General features: G+C 38.3%; 11 protein-coding genes and 8 tRNA genes. 17 read left to right on the top strand and 2 right to left on the bottom strand.

The genetic code is table 11. The features are described 5' to 3' along the window. Nucleotides 1–53 precede the first annotated feature (53 nt). The 15 genes from pgsA (at nt 54) to A3Q33_RS19250 (ending at nt 9503) form a co-directional block, all read left to right on the top strand. The gene (gene pgsA / locus A3Q33_RS19320) at nt 54–632 is read left to right on the top strand and encodes a CDP-diacylglycerol--glycerol-3-phosphate 3-phosphatidyltransferase (protein ID WP_094122833.1); all 579 of its coding nucleotides are present in this window, start codon (nt 54–56) and stop codon (nt 630–632) included. A 147-nt stretch (nt 633–779) separates the two neighbouring features. Beyond that, nucleotides 780–855 (top strand) — tRNA-Gly (locus A3Q33_RS19315). Nucleotides 856–913: 58 nt separating this feature from the next. After that, nucleotides 914–987: transfer RNA gene (locus A3Q33_RS19310), tRNA-Cys, on the top strand. Between the two features lie 4 nt (nt 988–991). After that, nucleotides 992–1078 (top strand) — tRNA-Leu (locus A3Q33_RS19305). Nucleotides 1079–1143: 65 nt separating this feature from the next. After that, a tRNA-Gly gene (locus tag A3Q33_RS19300) sits at nt 1144–1219 on the top strand. 54 nt (nt 1220–1273) lie between these two features. Continuing rightward, nucleotides 1274–1349: transfer RNA gene (locus A3Q33_RS19295), tRNA-Gly, on the top strand. Between the two features lie 62 nt (nt 1350–1411). Further along, nucleotides 1412–1498 (top strand) — tRNA-Leu (locus tag A3Q33_RS19290). Nucleotides 1499–1582: 84 nt separating this feature from the next. After that, a tRNA-Gly gene (locus tag A3Q33_RS19285) sits at nt 1583–1658 on the top strand. A 62-nt stretch (nt 1659–1720) separates the two neighbouring features. Continuing rightward, nucleotides 1721–1807: transfer RNA gene (locus tag A3Q33_RS19280), tRNA-Leu, on the top strand. 333 nt (nt 1808–2140) lie between these two features. Beyond that, on the top strand, nt 2141–3457 hold the full coding sequence (locus A3Q33_RS19275) for an outer membrane protein transport protein (RefSeq protein ID WP_081181535.1): 1317 nt from the start codon (nt 2141–2143) through the stop codon (nt 3455–3457). A 443-nt stretch (nt 3458–3900) separates the two neighbouring features. After that, nucleotides 3901–4131: a hypothetical protein gene (locus A3Q33_RS19270; RefSeq protein ID WP_081181533.1), complete on the top strand. Its 231-nt coding sequence runs from the start codon at nt 3901–3903 to the stop codon at nt 4129–4131. Continuing rightward, nucleotides 4128–4799: a DUF2959 domain-containing protein gene (locus tag A3Q33_RS19265; RefSeq protein ID WP_081181531.1), complete on the top strand. Its 672-nt coding sequence runs from the start codon at nt 4128–4130 to the stop codon at nt 4797–4799. Before A3Q33_RS19270 ends, A3Q33_RS19265 begins: the two co-directional genes overlap by 4 nt. A gap of 143 nt (nt 4800–4942) precedes the next feature. Beyond that, on the top strand, nt 4943–7585 hold the full coding sequence (locus tag A3Q33_RS19260) for a DUF748 domain-containing protein (protein WP_081181529.1): 2643 nt from the start codon (nt 4943–4945) through the stop codon (nt 7583–7585). 206 nt (nt 7586–7791) lie between these two features. Beyond that, nucleotides 7792–8607: a hypothetical protein gene (locus A3Q33_RS19255; RefSeq protein ID WP_081181527.1), complete on the top strand. Its 816-nt coding sequence runs from the start codon at nt 7792–7794 to the stop codon at nt 8605–8607. After that, a complete protein-coding gene (locus tag A3Q33_RS19250) occupies nt 8604–9503 on the top strand; it encodes an ABC transporter ATP-binding protein (protein ID WP_081181525.1) in 900 nt (299 codons plus the stop codon). The genes A3Q33_RS19255 and A3Q33_RS19250 overlap by 4 nt, the downstream gene beginning before the upstream one ends. A 15-nt stretch (nt 9504–9518) precedes the next feature. Here A3Q33_RS19250 and A3Q33_RS19245 read toward each other — a convergent pair whose 3' ends face one another. After that, nucleotides 9519–12128, bottom strand: coding sequence for an EAL domain-containing protein (locus A3Q33_RS19245; RefSeq protein ID WP_081181523.1), 2610 nt, complete (start codon nt 12126–12128; stop codon nt 9519–9521). Nucleotides 12129–12558: 430 nt separating this feature from the next. Between A3Q33_RS19245 and A3Q33_RS19240 the strand changes: the two genes are divergently transcribed. Both A3Q33_RS19240 and A3Q33_RS19235 read left to right on the top strand, forming a co-directional pair. Further along, nucleotides 12559–13212 (top strand): cupin domain-containing protein, encoded by a 654-nt coding sequence (locus A3Q33_RS19240; protein WP_081181521.1) that lies wholly within the window; start codon nt 12559–12561, stop codon nt 13210–13212. Between the two features lie 147 nt (nt 13213–13359). After that, nucleotides 13360–13794 (top strand): low molecular weight protein-tyrosine-phosphatase, encoded by a 435-nt coding sequence (locus A3Q33_RS19235; protein ID WP_081182809.1) that lies wholly within the window; start codon nt 13360–13362, stop codon nt 13792–13794. A gap of 232 nt (nt 13795–14026) precedes the next feature. On the opposite strand, the gene rne is transcribed toward A3Q33_RS19235, so the two are convergent. Beyond that, nucleotides 14027–17233 carry a ribonuclease E gene (gene rne / locus A3Q33_RS19230; RefSeq protein ID WP_196798010.1) on the bottom strand — a complete coding sequence of 1069 codons (3207 nt, stop codon included), beginning with the start codon at nt 17231–17233 and terminating at the stop codon, nt 14027–14029. Nucleotides 17234–17548: the final 315 nt, after the last annotated feature.

The raw sequence follows: 17548 nt of genomic DNA, 5'->3' as shown, positions 1-17548 counted from the left end.
GCTTAAGCTCAATTCAATATTGATCAGTTAACGATAAGAATATAAGACATATTATGTGGACAATCCCCAACCAAATTACATTATTTAGAATTGTGTTAATCCCGGTTTTTATCGTGGTATTTTATTTACCGGTATCGTGGAATCATTTTGGCGCGTTTGTTGTCTTTTGGTTCGCTGCTGTTAGTGATGCACTTGATGGTTACTTAGCCCGAAAACTTAATCAATCGTCGGCATTTGGGGCATTTATTGACCCCGTTGCAGATAAATTAATGGTGGTGGCGGCATTAGTTATTCTGATCCAAGACTTACAAGTGTGGTGGATTTCGATTTCGGCGATATTAATGATCGCGCGTGAAATATTTATCAGTGCCTTACGTGAGTTTATGTCTTCACGCGGTAAAAGAGACATAATTGCTGTTTCGCAAATGGGTAAATATAAAACGGCGGCACAAATGTTAGGTATTATGGGATTAATTTGGTATCCAACTTATGATATACCGTTAATTTTATTTGAATTTCCGCATGAAATATTACTTTTTGCTGCTTTTAGTTTTTATGCGATTGCCACAGTGCTTACTTTTTGGTCGATGGTGATTTATTTTAAAGCGGCTTGGCCAGAGTTAAGTAAGTAATTAGTCGTAAAATAGGGCATATTTAGCTAAAAAAACACCAGATTAGTCGCTTTTTGAGCAGTCGAAATAAAATTGATATTAAAGGGTTGACTCATAAGTTTTTCAATGTAGAATGCGTTTCCAGTTGACAGGGAGTCAGCAGATGAAGCGGCTGTAGCTCAGCTGGTAGAGCATCACGTTGCCAACGTGAATGTCACGAGTTCGAGTCTCGTTAGCCGCTCCAATTTCTCTTTAAGAGAAAAATCTAAGGAATACTACCTTACTCGTAGTTGATGAAATAAGGCGGGTTGGCAGAGTGGCCATGCACCGGATTGCAAATCCGATTACCTCGGTTCGACTCCGGGACCCGCCTCCACATTGCCCGAGTGGTGGAATTGGTAGACACAAGGGATTTAAAATCCCTCGCTTGTAAGAGTGTGCCGGTTCAAGTCCGGCCTCGGGTACCATTTCATTAGTACAGTAGGGGTGTTAATACATATTGGCATATGTATAGAAAGTTTTAAAATATGAAGCGGCTGTAGCTCAGCTGGTAGAGCATCACGTTGCCAACGTGAATGTCACGAGTTCGAGTCTCGTTAGCCGCTCCAAATTTTAGAACATGTGTAAAAGCTTATTTGTTTAATATAAATTAGCTCTATGAAGCGGCTGTAGCTCAGCTGGTAGAGCATCACGTTGCCAACGTGAATGTCACGAGTTCGAGTCTCGTTAGCCGCTCCAAATCTGATAACTTTTGTTATCAAAGTAGGGAACCAATCTCTACTATAAAAAATACTCTCGATGCCCGAGTGGTGGAATTGGTAGACACAAGGGATTTAAAATCCCTCGCTTGTAAGAGTGTGCCGGTTCAAGTCCGGCCTCGGGTACCATTACTGAATTAGAATGTTTTAAATCGATTTAGAAGATTTTAGAACGATTTAATCAGTTAACTGTATTTTTAAAATTTCTACGAAGCGGCTGTAGCTCAGCTGGTAGAGCATCACGTTGCCAACGTGAATGTCACGAGTTCGAGTCTCGTTAGCCGCTCCAAATCTGATAACTTTTGTTATCAAAGTAGGGTCCCAATCTCTACTATAAAAAATACTCTCGTTGCCCGAGTGGTGGAATTGGTAGACACAAGGGATTTAAAATCCCTCGCTTGTAAGAGTGTGCCGGTTCAAGTCCGGCCTCGGGTACCATCACTGATTAGTTCAGTAAATTGTATTTTTAACACCTCAATATTCCTTTAAGAAAAAGCAGGTTAATATTTTTACTCCTTACGCTTTATAAGCTTTATAAATTTATTTTGCTTACTTCTAGCTTTAAACATTTATCACACTTCACTATTTTTCTGATCCTTTTTCTTGGTGAGAACTCAACATTACTGCGTTTTTTAACATCTTTACAATAATGTTGAAGTTACACTTATTAACATAGTGTAAATCGCTTTTCGCATAATATTAATAAAATTGGTATTACTTTAATTTTCAATACGATAAAACCATTATTTTCCATAATTTCGAGAACTTAGTATGACATTACAAAAATCAATTATCGCCACTGCTATCACGTTGGCCGCTTTTAATTCTTATTCTGCCTCTTTTCAGTTAAACGAAACAAGTGCCTCTGGCTTAGGTCGTGCTTTTGCTGGTGATGCTGTTATCGCTGATGATGCAGCTGTTTTAGCACGTAATCCAGCAGCAATGGCGTTATTTGACAAAAAATCTTTGTCTTTGTCGGCAACGTATATTGATCCTGGCGTGAAGGTTAAAGGCATTAGTGCCCCCGACTTGCTTGGTGAAGGATATAACCTTAATGAACTCGATCAAGACGGTGTGGTTCCCAGTGCTATTATTCCTGCCGCTTACTTTATTAATCCAGTAAATGATACTTTCGCCTATGGTTTAGCGATCAATTCAAACTATGGTTTAAAAAGTGAATACGATAACGATTATGCTGCAGGCTCTATTGGTGGCAAAACTGATTTAAAAACCATTAATGCTAATATCAGTGGCGCTTACCGCGTTAATGAACAGCTTAGCCTAGGGTTAGGCTTGAATGTTGTTTATGGTGAAGCTGAACTTATTAGGCATGCAGGTAAGGTGCTAGAAAACGGTATTACACTGCCTGGCGTTGGTTTAGTGTTTCCACCAATACCAACGAGCACTGAAGTTGTCAATATGTCGGGTGACGACTTTGGTTATGGCTGGAATGTTGGTGCTGTTTATGAAGTTAATCGTGATCACAGATTCGCGATTTCTTATAGAAGCAAAGTAGAGCTTGCGTTTGATGGCGAATTTACAGGTTTGGCTACACCGACTGAAGACGGTAGTTTAACGATTGATATGCCATCGATAGCAGAGTTTTCAGGTTTCCATCAATTAACCAGTCAATGGGCGACTCATTACAGCATAATGTTCACGCAGTGGTCTAGCTTTGAAAAACTTGAAGCTTTTGCTGGCGATGAGTTAGCTTTTGAAAAGCAAGAAAGTTTTGAAGATACCTATCGTTTCGCTTTAGGTGCAACATATAACCTTAATCAAGAAGTAACGTTGAGAATGGGTGTGGCATTCGATCAATCTGCAGCTGTAGAACATCGTTCAATTTCAATACCTGATAGTGACAGGCTTTGGTACAGCGCTGGTGCAACATACCAGTTAAATGACACTGATAGTGTCGATTTTGGTATTTCGTATGTTAATGGTGATAATGTTGTCGTTACAGAAGAAGACGCTTTATTAGGCGCATTGCCTGATGCATTAAGTCCTTTTGTGGGTAATAAAGACTGGCAGTTTAAATCAGAAGGTAATGCATGGCTTTTAGCTGTTCAGTATAACAAAAGCTTTTGAATACATGCTTTAAGCTATTTTTGAATAGACGACTTTCGTTTTAGTTTATTGAGCCAGTATGGCGCTTTTAGATTTAAGCCAATCGTGAAAACGGTTGGCTTTTTCAATGGCTTCAACAGAAAATCTCATGATGGCTAAACGTTATATTTCTCTGCTTTTACTTCGCTTTATTATTTACTTTATTATTCACTTTAAATCTCCATCTTATTGATTATAAATAATTTATTTTTATATTATAGCGTGCGCTAGTTGTTATCGGGCGGTGCTATTGTAATATTTCACAAAAAACAGTATAAAATATTTTCTATTTTAAGCGTAAAGTTGTGTCTTATTTTTTTACATTATATTGACCTAATAACAGCAGCTTACCAATTAATCTAATGCTATACTTTTGTCATTAAACGATATATTAATACCAAGTATTTACATTTAGGAGAGTTTTTATGGCACAGCAAGGTTCTGGCGGTAATGTTTTAGCAGCGATTTGCAGTCTTTTTATTCCGGGTTTAGGCCAACTGGTTCAAGGTCGTATAATTGCTGCTATTTTGTTTTTTGTTTTTGCGAGTATGTTTTGGGCGCTTTCATGGTTAGTATTCCCGATTCTATTTGCCGGAATTACCCATTTATGGGCAATTATTGATGCTGCAAAATTTTCCAGTGGTAATAACCTATGAAAACTTTAAAAATACAAAATAGTGTGATTTCAAAATTAACGTTTGTTGTAATGACGCTGGTGTTACTTGTTGGTTGTCAGTCTGCTTATTATTCTGCCATGGAAAAAGTAGGCGTGCACAAGCGCGATATTATGCTGGATAGAGTTGAAGATGCACAAACGTCTCAAGAAGATGCCCAGGTACAGTTCAAATCTGCATTGGAACAATTGTCTCAATTGATTAGTTACGATGGCGGCGATTTAGCAGCGCAATATGAACTGGTTAATGATCAATACCTAGCCAGTAAAGCTTCAGCTGATGAAGTCTCTTCTCGAATTGATGCTATTGAAAGCGTTGCTGATGCATTGTTCGATGAATGGAATGAAGAAATTCAACAATATTCAAGTAACAGCTTAAAACAACAAAGTCAGCAAAAATTGAGAAAAACTGAACGGACTTACCAAACCTTGATTAAGTCTATGTACAGAGCCAAAGACAGAATGGCACCTGTGTTATCAGCTTTAAAAGATAATAGTTTATATCTTAAGCATAACTTAAATGCCCAAGCAATTGGCGCATTACAAGTTGAGTATATAACTATTAAACGTGATGTTGAGTCTTTAGTGGCAGACATGAGTAGCGCAATAGAGCAGTCTCAGCAATTTATCGACTTGTTAAAAGCCGAGTAGCTTGTTAAGCTTTTTATGATAAGGACTATCGTACTTACGTTGCGATAGTCCTTTTTACCTTTAAATTACGTAAAATAGTACAGTAGCAATAGCCAATATGTTGTTTTCGGCCTTGTTATCTCACCAATGTATAGGGATCTAGTATGGGCCGTTATTTTAAACGCCTTCTTCAAATTTTAGTTATCACTTTTTTAGTTATTTATCTGCTTGTTTGGCTACTTTCACCGACTATAATTCGCTACGTTATCAATACTTATGGTTTACCAAAACCTTTGCTACTGACTGATACATCGAGTATTCGCTATAACCCCTTTACAGCACATTTAACGATAAGCGATTTAGAAGTAAAAACTGACGAACAAGCTAGTGCACTTAAACTGCAAAGCCTTAATGCTGAAGTGCATTTGTACCAATTATTTTTTGATAAAATTTATGTCGCAGAATTTACCCTCAATGGTATATTTATCCCTGTAACGGTGAACGACTCGTCACTCAATATTGCCGGTTTTGAGCTAATGTCTGAAAACCCTGCACCCGTGGCACCAGAGCCTGAAGTGGAGCCAGAAAAAGCTAATTTTCCATATCAAGTTATTGTGCCTGAGTTTTCTTTGACTGATGCCCATATTGAATTGCTGTATTTTTCACAAAAACATAATATTCAATTAGATTCATTCTCTTTGCAGAACATTTTACTGTCACAAAGTGTTCAAGATATTAAATTAAATTTAGTGAGCCATTTAAACGGCGCACCAATAGAAATAGCCATAGATGGTAGTTTACTGAAACAACAAGGTGAAATTAGTATTGCGCTTAATGCTAAAAATATTGAATTAAGTGCGGCAAAGGCATTTTTACCGCCATCGATATTATCGCTTGATGGCAAAGTTAGCTATGCCAGCAAATTCAATGTTGCCATTAACGAAGCAGAGACGTTAATCAATATTAATGCCCTGGTATTGTCGGTTGAAGATCTTTTGTTAAACCAGGAAGGCTTAGCACTGTCGGTTAAAAAACAAAAAATTGAAATTCAAAATACCGCGTCGTTGTTACCTACAACATCAGCTTTGAATGCTGACGATAAGCTAAAAAAAGCTGATATCAATAATATAACACTCAGTAAAGCGCAAACATCAGTCAATATTAATGACTTGTTGGTGAGCGTTGACGGCTTGCATGTAGAGCAAAATAATATTGCTATCGATATTAAGAGCCAAAAGGTTCAAGCTAATAATTTAGCTGTTGTATTACCTGCAAATGATCCGATCAGCGTCGATGCGATGCTAAACGTTACTGTTGATGGTGTTGCGGCAAAATCGATAGAAACTGAAGCTTTATTAGCTGATATTTCAGCATTATTGGTGAATAATATTGCGCTGCAATTTCAGCAAAATATTGCCAAGGTCAATATTGAAAGTGTTGACGTTGCCAAGAGTCAGTTTTCAAAAAATATTCAGCAAAATATGCCTGCTTTAGCCGCTTTTAGTGGTTTGTCGGTAAATAACATCGAATATACACCTGAGCTTATTGCCATTAATGACATTAGCTTATCTGGCCTTGTGGCTAATGTTTTATTAGACAAAGATAAACAATTGTCTACGCTAGTTGCCTTTGCTAGTTCTGGTGATATAAATAGTAATGCCACTGAGCAAAGTACTGACAGCACTGAGCAAGATAACACTGAGCACGTTAGCACTGAGCTTGATAAAGAGCCGACAACACCTGCAGTTGTCGCAGAAGAAACGAGTACAGCGGCTAAGCAAGTATTTAGAATAGGTAAATTTACTTTACTTGATGATGCTCAAATAGATTTTAAAGACAGCAGTGTTAATCCGCATTATGAGCGTAATGTTAATATTACTCATTTGCTTTTGTCTGATATCGATACCGGCAAACCAGAGCAAGAAGTCGTATTGGATATGCAAGGTAAAAGCGATAAATACGCTAACTTTGATATAAAAGGGCGCGGCGTACCGTTTGCAGAGCAACAAAAGTTTAAGCTAAACGCTGTCATTAAAGAACTAAGCTTACCTGGCGTTTCTAGCTATATTAAGCAAGCTTTAAAATATGAAATTGAAAGCGGGCAGCTTGATTTGACTATTGCTGCGGGCTTGACCGGTAATAAAATTGATGGTGATGTTGATATATTACTGCGAGGTGTGGAGTTTACCGCCGCTGATGATAATGAACGAGGGGCAATATCAGACGGGTTTAGTGTGCCGTTTAATGTCGCTTTAGGTATGTTAAAAGATTCCGATGGTAACGTTGAACTGTCATTGCCATTAAAAGGTGATACGAATTCACCTTCTTTTGGCTTATCGGGTTTACTGACCTTACTTGTGAAACAAGCGACAATGTCAGCTGCAAAAGATTACTTAATCACAACATTTGTACCTTATGCCAGTGTAATGAAAGTTGCTATGGCGGCTGGTGAGTTTGCCCTTAAATTGAGAATTAACGACTTAATTTATCCGGCAACTGCCATCGAGTTAAATGCTGAGCAACTTGAATTTAGTCGCCAAATGTCAGTGATGCTTGAAGATAGAGATACTATTAATGTGAAGCTTTGTGCTGTAGCAACCGCGAGTGATATTGAATTAGAGGATGCTACACAAGCACATCTACCAGAAAATATTGCTCGTTTAAGCAAAATATCACAACAGCGTGTCGATTTATTTAAAGCGCATTTGGTCGAGCAATTAAAAGTGCCTTCAGCGCGGCTATTATTTTGTAAACCGCAAATAGATACCTCAAAAGGGGCTAAATCACGGATAAAATTCGTTATTTAAAATAAATTACAGCGTTGTGATTTGTTAAACCAACATGGTCAGTGCTAACGAATTAATACTTAGCACATACTCGTTAGCACTTAGTTGTTAGCACTGACCATAATACTCACTTAAGTTGTGATAATACCGAATTGATTAATGGGGTAAAACTCACAACTTATCAGCTTTCATTTTAATGTATTTAACCTATAAAATTATCGGTGCAGATGAATATCAACCTATCTAGAATCTCTACTATTATTACCTTTGAACTAGTACGTTTGTTTAAAACTAAACGTGGTTTATTGGCGTTATTAGCCTTTGCCACCATCTGGTTTATTATTCTTTACTACTTTGTTAGCTCAGCGTCAGCGACGGTTACTTCGCATTCATTTGAAAGTATGGCGGAAAAATTATTTGGTGCGTTAGGACTTTCAGCCTTGTTAGATTGGCCGGTAGCTGAATACGCTATTTATTGGTTGGTGGCGATATATTTTTTCCCAAGTTTTGCTTTGCTGGTCTGTAGCGACCAATTTTGCTCAGATAAGCAACGGGGCACATTAAGATTTATAACGTTACGCACAACCCGAGCTGAGTTAGTACTGGGGCGTTATTTAGGCCAATTGCTGATTATGGCGATATTAATATTATTGACTTCGGTTGCGACCACAATATTAGCCAGCGTGCGAGATATAAGCTTGTTATCTGACAGTATATTGCTTGGCAGTAAGTTATCTTTAGAAATATTGATCGTGGTTATGCCATTTATTGCGCTAATGTCGCTGCTAAATACTTTTGTGACTTCAGCAAGACTTGCGATAGTAGTCGCCACATTATTCTTTGCGTTAGGGCCTTTAATGGTGACTTTTATTGAATATCAATTTGGCCAAACCTTTTATCTCAATTTATTATTCCCAGGTGAGAAAATAAGCAGTGTTTTGTCTCAAAGCAGTGTCGGTGTTAGCCAATACCTATTACCTTTAATACAGACTGTTGTATTGCTTATCACAAGCCATTTAATTATGAAGCGAGCATCATTATGAGTTTAATTATCGATGTTCAACAAGTCACAAAAAATTATGGTCAAAACACGGCATTGAATAAGGTCGATTTTTCATTAGAAAAAGGCGCACCGGTTGCGTTGGTTGGACCTAATGGTGCGGGTAAAACGACTTTGTTTAGTTTGTTATGTGGCTATATTCGACCGTCGTCAGGCAAGATTAGTATTTTAGGCCATTCACCCGGACATGCTGGGCTTTTCGGGCGTTTGTCAGCGCTACCGCAAGACGCGCAATTAGATCCTAGATTTACCATTGCGACGCAATTAAGTTTTTATGCGCGTTTACAAGGGATGAGTCATAAATTGGCTAAGAGCGATACGGTTAGAGTGCTTGAGATGGTCGGGTTATCGGATGCGGTTAATAGTTTGCCTAGCGAGTTATCGCACGGTATGCGTAAACGCGCAACCATTGCGCAAGCTTTATTAGGCAACCCTGAAATTGTGATGTTAGATGAAGCCACCGCAGGACTTGACCCTGCTAATGCAAGAGAGATACGCGCCATAGTTGCGGAACATGCAAGCGAGGTTAACTTTATTTTAAGCTCTCATGATCTTAGTGAGCTTGAACGTTTATGTGATCAGGTACTTTATCTCGAAAACGGTCATTTAAAGCAGCATCAAACGCATGGTAATAATGAGGATGTTCGCTTTATAACGCTGAGAATGAAACAGCACCAGGACGAAATTCTGTCGGTACTCAAGCAAATGCCAGGGGTTAGCCAAGTTGATATGACACAAGATAGAGAATATCTACTGGCCATTGATACTCAGCAAGGCCAGATAAATATTGAGGTAGCGTTGCTAACACTTTTAGCCAAAAATAATTGGGCTTACACCCAGCTTATTAATGGCAAAACACTCGAGAACCAACTGTTTTAAAAGTTAAACGTTAGGCTACTTTTCGACAGGAAGGTATTCACCTTCTAAACTCGGCGGTATTTGGCCATTAGATAAATCTTGAAGCCAAGCGAGATAATGCTCAAAAGACATAGGTTTAGCATAGTAATAACCTTGGCCAATATCGCAGCCAAAACCGCGGAGAGTTTCTTCGTCTAAGGTGCTATTGATACCTTCGGCCACCACTTCTAAGCCTAAGCCTTTGGCCATTTTTACAGCTGTTTCAGCAATAACTTTACGCTTATTGTCGCTACAAACATTCTCTACAAACTCTCGATCTATTTTCAATTCTTGGAAGGGCAATTGATTAATTTGCGAAAGTGATGAATAACCAGTACCAAAATCATCAATACTAATGGTAATACCCAGTGCAATAAGCTTTTCTATTGTTCCAATGGCAATGGTGTTTTGAGCGAATGAAATGGATTCTGTTAATTCAAAAATAATTTTTTCTGCTTTGATATCTCCGCGGTCAATTATAGCGGCTATGTCATCAATAAAGTTTACTTGAATAAGGTCTTTACCACTGATGTTGATAGAGACCATATGATTAAGACCCGTGCGCTCAGTTAGCGCAGCTTGCTGGCTTAATGCCGTTTCTACTACCCATAATGTTAACGATGGCATTAAACCAAAATCTTCGGCGACTGAAATAAATATATCGGGAGATATTGCGCCAAGCACAGGATGATGCCAGCGAATTAAGCATTCGCTGCTGCAGACTTTATTGGTTTTTAAATCTATTTGTGGTTGATGGAACAACTCAAAGCCTTGGTTTTTTATAGCTTTTTCTAGATCAATGGCCAATTGTATGGAAGAGGGGCTGTTTTCGCTGTCTTTCATCGCATAAAAAGCCCACTTACTTTGACAGATTTCGGCATTATTTGCTGCAATTGAGGCATTGCTGATTAAGATCGAACTTGAGCTACCATGAGCAGGGAATTGGGCTAAGCCGACGTAAGCTGATAAGGGGAGTTTAAGGTTTTTAATGTAAAAAGCATCACTAGCCGCTTGTTGAATTGAGGTAATAAACAATTCTATATCTTGATCATTTTTAGCATTATCGATCACTAAAGCTAAGCTACAGTTTTCTAAGTAACAGATTTTCTCATATTGATCCGTGATATCAAGCACCGCATCATTAAACCTAAATAAAGAGGAAAGCTTATGGTTTAAGTCTTGAATAAAGCAGACACGTGTTGGTTCATCAATGTAAAGTTCGATACGTTGAAACTGTTCCGGTTTTATCACAATAACTGTAAAGTCTTGGCTATCTTCTTTCAACATCTGGCTGATTTTGTGTTCTAAGTTGGTCTGTCTAGGCAAATGATTACTTTGGTGGTAGGCAATCATTGTTAGCTTTTCTTGTTCGTTGCGACGAATACGTTCAGCGAGCGCAAATGCCATAAAGGTGACTTCAATCATAATGGCAAATAAGAATGCATGACCTGTTAAAAAGCTATATTCAAGCTGATTAAGTAGCACCATAGGTTGTATAACAGCACCAACTAATAAGGGGACCCAAGATAAGAAGTAAAAACGTGCCCAGGAAAAGTCACGCTTTAGACGGTTAAAAATTAAGAAAAGCGCAACGATATAAAATAAGGGCTGTAATGAGAAAAACAGCTTAGTTTGCGATAATTCATTGAGTGAAAGTGAATACAGCGTGAGTACGCCAACAATGACTGCAAATATCATTGAAGCTTTGTAAGCCCAATGCTTTAACTGATCATAGCGTAAAAAATAAATGGTAAATAACAGCAGAAATATAATCAGTAAGAAATCGATAAAAATTAAATAGTGATTGAGCCATTGCATTGTCTGAACAGAAAAAAGAAAGTAACCGTAACCTGTCAATGAAGAAAGTACGGTAAAAGCAGATATTAAGTAACCAATATATAATAAGTAAACTTTATCTCTGCCAGCAAAATACAATACTAGGTTATATATGGCAATAATGATCAATATACCGATAAATGCGCCATATATTATCTGTGATAACAGTAATCGTTGTTCGAAGTCTTTTGGGGTAAAAAGCTGTAAAGGGATATTTGGCGGCCCAGAGTTTTTAACTTTTATTAGGTATTCACTGTGACCGAACTGGTTGAGTTGTAATCTCGCATAAGGGTAAACATTTTGGCTTTTCTCAATGGGACTTGAGAGTTTTTGGTGAACTTTTTTAGGTGGATTTAAGGCACTAAGTTCATAAACGATAAAGGTGTCAAGCATACTGTGCTCGGCCATCAATATGAGTTGTTCGTTACCATTATCTTGAATAAAACTTTTTTGTGCGTTGGCCGTGATCGAATTTTTACCAATAGGGTAATGTAGAGAAAGTTTAATCCAATAACTTTGCTGAGCTAATGCATAAGGAATATTATTTAAATTACTGTCGGTAAATTTAGCATCATCTAATATATTATTAAGATCAGCATTATTAGATTCATCGATGTAATAACTGCTGTTAATAGTATAAGCGCTGTTTAGCTCGCTTATGTTTTTTTGGTCAATATCATAAATTAGGCAGGCAAAACTGACTAAGATGGCAAGCAAGATAACGGTAATTAACGCCGTGAAAAACTGTTTGCTTAATTGAAAAAATATCAAAAATAAATACTCATTTAAGTGAATAATAATGGCAGGGGATATTGTCCCTTATTCGTTAATTTTTAATGTTCACGTATTATAGTGTCGACAAACATTGTTTGTTGAACAAGGTATAGTTAAATTTCAGCCGACACTGATTGCATATTGCCTTGATTTTTATACGACTGAGGCCATATTGTACTAGTAGCCCAGAAAAACTGTCAAATACTTGTAAGATTATAGCTCTGAAAAATAATTAATATTACGCTATTAATAATGTAGCAGAAATATCGCCATTAAGTTATGTTTTTAGTTGTAATGAAAATTATTTTTAGTAAGTAATTCATAGTTTAGGGCATAAAATGCCACACATTAACAGAGACGATTAATAGTCTACAATTAATTTATGTAACGTTAGGTTAGTAAATAACAAGCTGTAGCAGAGACCAATATGATCAATATGGATTTTACCAAACGTGTTGTTATTGACACGGAACAACAACCCTGGCAAGCAAGCCCTTTACCTGGTGTGTGGCGTAAACCCTTAGCGCGTGAAAATAGTGAAAGTGGCCACGCAACCAGTGTGGTGAAATATGACGCGGGTGCAAGCTTTAGCGCTCACAATCATCCATTAGGTGAGGAAATATTTGTTCTTTCTGGCATTTTTTCTGATGAAACCGGAGATTTCCCCGCCGGTAGCTACTTCCGTAATCCGAAAGGGTTTGTGCATGCGCCATTTAGTGTTAACGGCTGTGAGCTACTGGTTAAATTACATCAAATGTCGCCGTTAGATAATCAACGTATATGCATAGATACCAATCAACAAAAATGGCAAGCCGGATATGGCAATTTAAAAGTAAAACCGTTGCATAACTTTGAAACTGAATCGGTTGCTTTAGTATTTTGGCCAGCTGGAGAAAAGTTTATATTACATAGCCATTTTAGTGGTGAAGAAATATATGTTATTAGCGGTGAATTAATCGATGAATTAGGCCGTTATCCAGCGGGAAGTTGGATCAGGAGTCCACATTTGAGCCAGCATCAGCCTTTTGTTGAAGAAGACACCTTGATTTGGGTTAAAACTGGCCATTTAACGGCCAGTTAAAATCTTTCTATACTTGAATTATATCAAACGCCATTTAATAATGATTACGTAGTCTATTATTTATCAAATTTTTAAAAGGAAAATAAGGATGTCTCTGTGACCAATAAAACTGATTTATCAACGGTGAAATCTATACTGTTCGTGTGCATGGGCAATATATGTAGATCACCAAGTGCAGAAGCGGTTTTTCGACAGAAAGCACAAGCGTTGTCATTAATAATAGACTCAGCAGGTACCGTTGGCTCACATGCTCGTGAAAAGCCTGATCATCGAGCGCAAAAAGCAGGCATCGCGCGTGGATATTCATTCGATAAAATTAAAGCGCGTAAAGTCACAGTAGAAGACTTTGACAAATTTGATATGATTTTAGCGATGGATGAACGCAATGTGAAAGACTTAATGAAGGTGGCGCCAGAATCTTTGCAATATAAGGTAGAGCTATTTTTAGATTATGCCGAAAACTTTGATGATACTGAAGTGCCTGACCCTTATTATGGTGGTGCTAAAGGATTTCAGTTTGTTTTAGATTTAGTTGAAGATGCAAGTGATGGTTTAATTAAACGTCTCGCTAGTAGTCATTAGCTTCGTAAACTGAGGTTATGAATTAGGGCTTAGCACTATAATTTATAAATAGGTATTAAATAAATGCCTTATAGCTGACCATTTTCCCTGCGTATAAAATAGATCACTTATTTATGAAATAATCTTTTTTAGTAATGTGAATACAATAGAAATAAAAAAGCCAATTGCGCTCTGCAATTGGCTTTTGTTTTTAAGCTCTTCAAGTACTTATATTGAAGAGTAGCGAGACAACTTAAACAAGTGTTGGTTTAGTTGGTCCTGCTGAAGTACGACTAGTTACATTTGCAACCAAGGCTGTTTTACCAGACGTGGCATGTAATGTTCTATGCTCAGCTGCTACGAAATCACGAGGAATAGCGCCATTGCTCACAATGGTTTCCGGCTTGGTCATTGGTGCCGATGCTTTACCTGATGTTTTATTTGCTGCAGCTCTAACTTTACGTTTAATATTTTTAACTTTAGCACGTACTTTTTTCGGTTTTTCATCAACGGTTGCTGGTTTTTCTGCAACTGTTTCTGAAACAGCTTCTACATTGGCTGGTATTTCTTCGATAGCCGGTGCTGCTACTTTAGCTGTTTCTACTGAAGGTGTTGGTGCTGTAGTTACAGGTTGCTCGGTTGAAACTTGTGCTTCTACTTGAGTTTCAACTTGTGCTTCAACATTCTCTGCTGCTTCAGGTGCTTCTGATTGTTGGCTAACTACATTTTCTGCATTATCAACTTTCACTGCGACTTCATTTGCAACCGGTGCTGTAACTTCTTCAACTGAAGGTTTTTCTGCTTCAACTGTTGATGATACTGCTTCACTTGTTGCTGTTTCAGTTACTTGGCTATTAACTTCTTCAGTAGCTGTATTAACGGATGGTTGAGGCTCATCAAATGGTAAGTTTTGTTGAACTTCATTCTCAGGGTTGTTAATGACTTCAGTTAATGCGTCAGCTTGAACTTTTTGCACGTCTTCAACAGTCGGCGTTGGCTCAGTAACTTCATTAGCTGTATTCGCTTGATTTAAAGCGTTATCAGTTGACGTTGTACTTTGCTCTGGGTAACGAGCTGTTACAGGATCTTCAGTCACTTCACTTTTAACTTCGCTTGCTTCAGCATTCTGTCTACGACGTTGGCCGTGAGCACGCATATGGCGAGGAGAACGACGGCTTCTTGGGCGTTGTTCATCTTTCGCTGTGTTAGCTGTAGGTTCAACCGTAGCGTTATCAATAGTTGTGTTATCAACATGACTCATTGTCTCTACTGGCGCTGTGTTTTCAACCTGACTTGTTTTAACTTGGCTAGTCTCTACAACATTATTCTCAGGTAAAACGGCTTGAGCTTCAATATTTTCAACTTTGTTAGTTTCAACTTTTTTAGTTTCAGCATGCGTATTGTTTTTAACATCACTGTTAACGCGTACCTTTTTACGGTTATTACGACGTTGACGACGCTCAGCTACTTTTTCTTCTTTAGGCTTATGCACTCGTTCTTTTTGAGGCTTAGCTGTTGCAGTTGCAGGCGAAGCAGTAGTTTGCTTATTCGCATTTTCATCTGCAGTAGCAGCTTGTGGCTTACGCTTGTCATTACGGTTCTCGTTACGTGAGTCATTACGACCTTCGTTACGTGTGTCGTTACGATTATTACGACGTTGACCTTGACGGCCTCTTTGAGGACGACGTTCACCATTTCTAGTATTGCTTTCTTGTGGCTTAACAGGCGCTGGTTTAACTTCTACTTTTTCTTCTGTAGCAAAAAGTGACTTAACCCAAGCTACAACACCCGTGATTAAGCTTTTTTCTTCCGGTTTTGCTTCAACAACAGGCACAGGCTCTTGCTTTTTAGGTGCTTGTTTAGGTGAAGACATACCTTGTAGTAAAGGTTCATCACGCTTATTAACTTCTTTATCAAATTTAGGCATGACAGCTTCTTCAGGCACTGCTTGCTTAATAGCCATGTCGTAGCTGGCTTCTTCGATACCTTCGTCTTTTCTTACTCGGATAACTTCATATTGCGGCGTTACCATATTCGGATTAGGAATGATGAGAATGTTAACGTTGTGGTGCTTTTCAATATGAAATACAGAGCGACGTTTTTCGTTTAATAAATACGTAGCAACAGGTACGGGCACTTGCGCTTGTACTTGCTGTGTATTGTCTTTAATGGCTTCTTCTTCCATTAAACGTAAAACCGATAATGCTAATGACTCAACGCCACGAACATGACCTGTACCACTACAACGTGGACAAACGCCTTGGCTAGTTTCACCAATAGAAGGACGTAAACGTTGACGTGACATTTCAAGTAGACCAAAACGAGAAATTCGACCTAGTTGAATACGCGCTCTGTCTTGTTTGACCGCATCACGCATTCTGTTTTCAACTTCACGTTGATGGCGAACAGGGGTCATATCGATGAAATCGATAACCACTAAACCACCTAAATCGCGTAAGCGTAATTGACGAGCAATTTCTTCAGCGGCTTCTAAGTTGGTATTAAATGCTGTTTCTTCGATGTCTCCGCCTTTTGTTGCACGGGCAGAGTTAATGTCGATTGATGTTAGTGCTTCTGTAGGGTCAATAACAATTGAACCACCTGAAGGTAAGCGTACTTCACGTTGAAATGCTGTTTCTATTTGCGTTTCAATTTGATAATGCGTGAACAAAGGTACGTCGTTACTATATAGTTTAACTTTACTTAAAAAGTCAGGACGCACGATTTCAATGTGTTTTTTAACGCTTTCAAATATTTTAGGACGATCAATCAACACTTCGCCGATGTCACGACGTAAATAGTCACGAATAGCACGTAAAATAACGTTGGTTTCTTGATGAATTAAAAATGGAGCAGGGCGACTAGCAGCGGCTTCTGAAATGGCGTTCCAATGATGTGTTAAAACATTTAAATCCCACTCAAGCTCTTCATATTCTTTACCAACACCAGCGGTACGAACAATTAAGCCCATGCCTTTAGGCAGTGTAAGTTTGCTAAGTGATGTTTTAAGATCGGTGCGCTCGTCACCTTCGATGCGACGTGAAATACCGCCGGCACGTGGGTTGTTTGGCATAAGAACTAAGTAGCTGCCAGCAAGACTGATAAAAGTAGTTAACGCTGCGCCTTTTTGGCCACGCTCTTCTTTATCAATTTGCACGATAACTTCTTGACCTTCACGCAGTACTTCTTTGATATTAGGACGGCCTTGGAAGCTGTAACCTTTAGGGAAGTATTCGCGAGCGATTTCTTTCATCGGTAAGAAACCGTGACGGTCAGCACCGTAATCAACAAACGCCGCTTCTAACGACGGTTCAATACGGGTGATTTTAGCTTTATATATATTTGATTTTTTTTGTTCGTGACCAGGACTTTCGATATCTAAATCATAAAGTTGTTGACCATCTACAAGTGCTACACGCAATTCTTCTGATTGTGTAGCATTAATTAACATACGTTTCATAGTTTGTGTGACTCATTTTAGTCACAACACACCATTGCTTAGAACACAAAGTAATCTATCGCTATGGTAACAGCAACTTGTCAGCCTCACGGGTGTCAATCTTACTACGCCATATTACGCAGCAAGCTGTTAAAAATTCTGATTGTCTTTATAACTGAGGTGTTGAACACCACAGTAAAATTGATTCTTTATGTGCCCAGCCTGTGTGCTGTGCGCAACAGAAAAAAAAGTGCATCGTTAATGTTAGTTCGATAATTCTATCGTGTTTTTCTAATGTTTTAACGATTGGAAATGTGACTTATTCTTTCTGTTTAA

This window comes from Colwellia sp. PAMC 21821 (assembly GCF_002077175.1).
Classification (GTDB): Bacteria; Pseudomonadota; Gammaproteobacteria; order Enterobacterales; family Alteromonadaceae; genus Cognaticolwellia.
Note: the sequence above shows the minus strand (reverse complement) of the source record. Positions and strands in the feature narration are given on the sequence as shown.

Coding starts and splice junctions, on each gene's coding strand:
- A3Q33_RS19265 (WP_081181531.1), top strand. CDS start 4,128: ATGAAAACTTTAAAAATACAAAATAGTGTGATTTCAAAATTAACGTTT.
- A3Q33_RS19260 (WP_081181529.1), top strand. CDS start 4,943: ATGGGCCGTTATTTTAAACGCCTTCTTCAAATTTTAGTTATCACTTTT.
- A3Q33_RS19250 (WP_081181525.1), top strand. CDS start 8,604: ATGAGTTTAATTATCGATGTTCAACAAGTCACAAAAAATTATGGTCAA.
- A3Q33_RS19240 (WP_081181521.1), top strand. CDS start 12,559: ATGATCAATATGGATTTTACCAAACGTGTTGTTATTGACACGGAACAA.
- A3Q33_RS19275 (WP_081181535.1), top strand. CDS start 2,141: ATGACATTACAAAAATCAATTATCGCCACTGCTATCACGTTGGCCGCT.
- A3Q33_RS19235 (WP_081182809.1), top strand. CDS start 13,360: ATGGGCAATATATGTAGATCACCAAGTGCAGAAGCGGTTTTTCGACAG.
- pgsA (WP_094122833.1), top strand. CDS start 54: ATGTGGACAATCCCCAACCAAATTACATTATTTAGAATTGTGTTAATC.
- rne (WP_196798010.1), bottom strand. CDS start 17,233: ATGAAACGTATGTTAATTAATGCTACACAATCAGAAGAATTGCGTGTA.
- A3Q33_RS19255 (WP_081181527.1), top strand. CDS start 7,792: ATGAATATCAACCTATCTAGAATCTCTACTATTATTACCTTTGAACTA.
- A3Q33_RS19270 (WP_081181533.1), top strand. CDS start 3,901: ATGGCACAGCAAGGTTCTGGCGGTAATGTTTTAGCAGCGATTTGCAGT.